The sequence below is a fragment of the Methanomethylovorans sp. genome (assembly GCF_050177135.1).
In the GTDB taxonomy this organism is placed as follows: Archaea; Halobacteriota; Methanosarcinia; order Methanosarcinales; family Methanosarcinaceae; genus Methanomethylovorans.
The window spans coordinates 1-5,488 of the sequence record NZ_JBFXHJ010000143.1; the positions used below are offsets into that span (position 1 = coordinate 1).

3 protein-coding genes are annotated in these 5,488 nt (G+C 44.6%); 1 reads left to right on the forward strand and 2 read right to left on the reverse strand.

Annotated elements, in window-relative coordinates; all coding sequences use genetic code 11:
• Positions 1-670 (reverse strand): PQQ-dependent sugar dehydrogenase (locus AB7U21_RS10010; RefSeq protein WP_428388732.1); only part of this gene is annotated, 670 nt, incomplete at its 3' end.
• Positions 671-826: 156 nt separating this feature from the next.
• On the opposite strand from AB7U21_RS10010, the gene AB7U21_RS10015 reads away from it, so the two are divergent.
• The gene (locus AB7U21_RS10015; RefSeq protein ID WP_428388734.1) at positions 827-2,458 is read left to right on the forward strand and encodes an ABC1 kinase family protein; all 1,632 of its coding nucleotides are present in this window, start codon (positions 827-829) and stop codon (positions 2,456-2,458) included.
• A gap of 66 nt (positions 2,459-2,524) precedes the next feature.
• Here the strand turns inward: AB7U21_RS10015 and AB7U21_RS10020 are convergent, their stop codons facing one another.
• Entirely contained in the window at positions 2,525-5,410 is a 2,886-nt protein-coding gene (locus tag AB7U21_RS10020) for a disaggregatase related repeat-containing protein (RefSeq protein WP_428388736.1), read from the reverse strand.
• Positions 5,411-5,488 lie beyond the last annotated feature (78 nt).

The window sequence follows — 5,488 nt, forward strand, 5'->3', positions numbered from 1 at the left end:
ATTTGCCTGTAAGAGGATGAAAAGCCATGCCAACGGCATTCCTAAGGCCTGAGGCGAATACAGTACAATTGTTACCTTTCAGATCACAGCGTGTTATGGCTGCTCTTCTGGTATCCGTCTCGTAACACACATTACATGACGAACCCACGCTCATGTACAGGCTCCCATTGTGGACCTTTACCGTTCTTGTAGAATGTCCTCCAGTGGGGATATCATCTATCAGTACTTCAATGGTTTCCTTTTCTGCAACGAAGTTATTGTCACCATCTTTCACCCTGATGACCCTGTCCTCTTCAGCTATATAGAACCAGCCATCGTAATAGTCCAGACCATGAGGACGATCCAATCCGTCAATGAAAACTCCCACGCTATCAGACTTATGATCTTTATTAAGATCAGGAAGCACTGCTATCAGACCTTTGTTTGGGATGGACACCATAAGTATGCCATCTTTCATTAACATCATGCGAGGACCTGGAGCTGGCCCTGGATAAGATATAAGACTATCACCCAGACCATCGGCAAACACTTCTATCCTGAAACCCGGAGGTATCTCTATATCAAGAAGATCCCCCTCAATGACAGCAGGTCTCAGCCCCAGCTGACCGTAACCAGTCCATAGTATGACCAACAGAATAATACCAATACCTGCCAGATGGCTCCATTTCATATACAACACCCACCCATACCGAATGTACCCCCGATGAGCTCAGCACACAATATAATGAACCCAAAGATATTGGTTGTGCAGTTAATAAAAAGTTTGCCTGGAGTGATGTTTGAATATAGAGAACATATATTTACTAAAAAACATTACTATCCTTAGATGTTTAGGAAAACACGCAGATATCTCACGATTGGCCGGGTATTCATCAAATACAACCTTTTTTTCCTGCTATATAAAGATATAAAACGCAATTACATATCCAACAGTAAATGTACCTGTAGCCTGGACCTTGAAAACCGTGGCGGTGCAGCAAAGCTCCGCGATGCATTTGAGGAGCTTGGGCCCAGTTTCATAAAGCTCGGACAGATGCTGAGCAGACGACCGGATATTGTTCCCAGGGCATATGTCATCGAACTGCAAAAGTTGCAGGACAAAGTGAAGCCCCTTGATTTCAGCCAGATGAGGCCTTCTTTTGAAACAGGCTGCGAGTGCAATGCTCTTGGCAATAAGGACGAACACACGGGTGTTAACTATGGGGCTCAGGACATAGTTGAGATATTTGATGAGTTTGACACTAAACCCATAGCTAGCGCTTCGATCGGACAGGTATACAAAGGTGTATTGGACGGAAAGGAAGTAGCCGTGAAAATATCCCGCCCCGGCCTCATTGACACCATAAACCTTGATCTTGCCATCATCGAGGACATGAAACCCCTTATAGTGAAGATCATTGGTCTTGGAAATAATTTTGATGTGGACGCTTTCCTGAGGGAATTCAGGGAAGTGCTTACCAGTGAACTGGACTACAGGATAGAAGCCAGGAACATGATCCGGTTCTATGAAAATTTCAAAGATGATGAGAGTGTTCTGATCCCCGGAGTATATACCGACTACAGCCGGGACAGTATTCTTGTAATGGATTTTGTAGAGGGTGTGCAGGTAAAGGACCTGAAAGATGTGGACCAGGCCACCAGGACACACTATGCAAAACTAATCGCTTCCAGTTACCTGAAACAGGTATACATCGACGGATTCTACCATGCAGACCCGCATGGCGGAAATATCATCGTAAAGGACGGGAAAATAGCCTTCATTGATTTTGGTGCTGTGGGCAAGCTGGACAACGAGCTTAAGCGTGATATGCTTAACCTCTTCTACGGAGTGTATGCCGAAAATGTGGAGATCGCTTCGGATGCTTTCCTGAAGATAGGGAAGCTGCGTAAAGAAGAAGTGGATATCGGCAGGTTCAGACGGGACATGGACGATCTGATAGCTGACCAGAAATATGGGCTTGGAGAGAGGCAGAGCGATAATTATGCAAAGATCGCTCTGAAATATAACATGTCCCTGCCAAGTGAGTTCTCCACCCTGGAAAAAGCATTGCTGCTTATAGAGTCTGTTTGTTTGGACCTTGATCCGAGATTTAATCTGCTGGACGGAGCAAAACCCGTTATCTCAAAGGCCATAAGGAATCGGTACGCTCCGAAAAAAGCTTTTGAGGCCATTCAGCTTGAAGGGGACAGATACCTGGAGATCTTCAGGAACTTCCCTGCAGGTGTCAATGATGTCATTGAGACCATCCGAGGATACAGATTCGAAAAACTCCAGGAAAGCACATACAAGGTTAAAAGATACAGGCTGCTTGACAGATTGACCAGGAACCTGTTCCTTGCAGTAGTGGCACTGATCTCTGCATACCTGATAATCCTGGGAGAGAACAACACGATGATACTGGGAACAATAGGATTCCTAGCATCTCTTTTCCTGAGCGTGCTCATGTTCCAGAAGTGATGAACAAAAAAGAAGTGGAGCGAAATGACTACGCTCACACTTTTAAGGTCAGGATCGGTTTTCTTATTAACCTGTGATGGTCAACTTTGGCCTCTGCTCAGCATTCGACCAGTCCGAACTGTAGAAAGCGATATAATTACCGCCCTCTGTATTCGCTTTTAGGAAGAAACCGGTATTGACATAAGTACCGCTTACATATTCCTGTACAAGCTGTGTGACATCAAGATCATAGTATCGATCATCAGGAACTTTGCCTGCCGGGAAGGTCACAGAGGCATATGGCGTGCTGCCCTGAGCAACACCGTTCTTATCGAACCAGTTTCCACCAGCCGTGTTCCACAGAGTACCGGAAGCACGATAGTTCCAGCTCACATACTGTGGGTCCCACTGCACTGGCCTGTAAACCTCAACCACAGTATCAGAAGTGCGTGTAGCACCTGCGGGATAATACCAGTATAGTGAGAGCGTTGACTGGGATATAGTATCTGTTGGGTCGTATGAACTGAGATCGAACAGCATGACATCCCTGTAACCTGTCGTACCAAGTTTTCCGATATCAATATAGCTGGAACTGGAAAGCACAGTGTTTGGAGTTGATCCACGCAACCGGTTGTCGTAGATGGGTGTATAAATAACTGAACTTACCACCGAATCGGTCACAACTGCCTGTAATGTATCGGAAGACATCTGCCCAGCTGTGTCTGTGACCGTGAGCGTTACGATATACGTTCCTTCGGTAACGTATGTTTTGTTAGGCATTACTTCGTCTGATTCTGAACTTATACCGTCTGATGCATCAAAGTCCCATGAATAAGAAACGATCACCTTGTCATCTGTGGAAGCACTGCCATCAAAACTTACTTCAGAATCTGTGGTTACGGTGATATCATCCCCTGCATTTGCTACTGGTGGGTGATCCACAGGTGTATTATCTACATTACCTGTAGTCGAAACGATGGTCAACTTTGGCCTCTGCACAGCATTTGACCAGTCCGAGCTGTAAAATGCAATATAATTACCATTCTCTTCTTTTGCCTTGAGGAAGAAACCAGTGTTATCATACTGACCACTTACGTATTCCTGCACAAGCTGTGTGACATCGAACTCATAGTATTGGTCATCAGGCACTTTGCCAGCCGGGAAAGTTACTGCTGCATATGGCGTACTGCCCTGAGCAACACCGTTCTTATCATACCAGTTCCCCCCTGCTGCAGTCCAGGATGTACCGGATGCAGTGGACCTCCAGGTCACATAGCCAGGATCCCATTCCACAGGTCTGTATATCTCCACTACAGTTTCAGAAGCACGTGTCTTGCCTGCGGGATAGTACCACCAGAGAGAAAGCGTTGCCTTATCAATTGTATCTGTTGTTTCGTGATCACTGAGATCGAACAGCATGACACCCCTGCTGCGAGATGTGCTTTTCCCAACGTCTACATAAGTGGTAGTGGAAAGCACAGTACTTGGAGTTGATTCACGCAGTCTGTTATCGTAAGTTGCCGAGTAAGAGGTGGTTGTGGTTTGGCCAATACTTGATGCAGTATCAAAGGGATATGTAGGGAAACCATGAGCAGCTACATAATCGTAATCATAGCTGGCTACAAGTCTTGGCTCTGCGGGATCACTTACATCCACGACCTCAAGATAATCTTCAAGTCCTTGTACATATGCATAATTACCCTCTACAGCAAAAACAAGTGGTGAAATACCGCCGTAACACCCGGCAAGTGTTGGCGCGAGAGGGTCACTGACATCAATGATCTCAAGAAAACTATGATGAGTGCCGGCATCTATGGACCAGGTCAGATAGGCATGATCGCCTGAAACGATGACATTGCTTACATAACCGTGATCATTATATCTACCTACAAGTTTTCTAGATGGGTCAAAGATTTCCAGCCCATTTATACCATCGGCTATGTATGCATATTCATCTGTCACTACAATGTTATGTACTATACATGGAAATCCATAGCTGCCAACAATTTGTGGTGCTACAGGATCACTTATATCCACAATGGAAAAACCACTTTCACCGCCTGCTATGTAGGCATAGTCGCCTGCTACAGAGATACTCTCAGCATATCCATCAGTTTCACACCTGCCTAAAAATATTGTTGAAGATGGATCTGTGACATCTAAAATATCAATAGACATACCGTCGGATATGTATGCATGGTCGCCTGACAAAATAACGCTGTATCCATAATTGACTTCATCATATTCGTCTATAAGTGTTGGTACTCCTGAATCACTAATATCTAATATCAAAAGGCCGTCAAAAGCATTGGCTAAGTATGCATGATTGCCGGACACTGCAATATCATGCACGAAAGAACCATTGGTATCAAAGTTACCTGCAAAGGCTGGAGCTGCCGGATCGCTGATATTTACAATTGAAATACCATTCCAGGCATCAGAAACATACGCATAATTGCCTGATACGGCAACGACATATGCAGGATCATCGATGTAAGTCCCTATGATCGCTGGTGCGGAGTTATTAGTGATATCTATGATCACAAGCCCATTGTTCTCATCAGCTACATATGCATAATTGCCGGATAGAACAACAGAATTCGCATAACCGGCAGTATCGCAGCTACCTACAATTTCCGGCGATGAAGAATTGGTAACATCGACGATCACCAGACCATTTTCGGAATCTGCTAAATAGGCATAGTTGTTCATTATAGCAATATCACGTACTCCAGAAGTTGTAATGGCCCTACCAACTTCTAATGAATCAGAAACATTGGTAACATCATAGACGGCAAGATCGGATCCCTGTGCAACATACGCATAGTTCCCGGATACTGCAACATCGTTAACAATTCCGCCAAAATGGCTGAACAGCTCTACATCCAGGGAATCGGCAGAACCGAACCCCATTGTCATGATCGTAAACAATACAAGTCCAAAACAAATTGATTTGTTTGATCTGATTTGCATTTATACCACCCACTCTGTAAATTAGAGCGGATTCCAAGCTATATTATCAAATAGTAATATGCAACCTAACTATTTAAA

Bases quoted from the DNA above. Each gene is read 5' to 3' on its own strand.
- AB7U21_RS10020 (WP_428388736.1), bottom strand. From the start codon at position 5,410: ATGCAAATCAGATCAAACAAATCAATTTGTTTTGGACTTGTATTGTTT.
- AB7U21_RS10015 (WP_428388734.1), top strand. From the start codon at position 827: ATGTTTAGGAAAACACGCAGATATCTCACGATTGGCCGGGTATTCATC.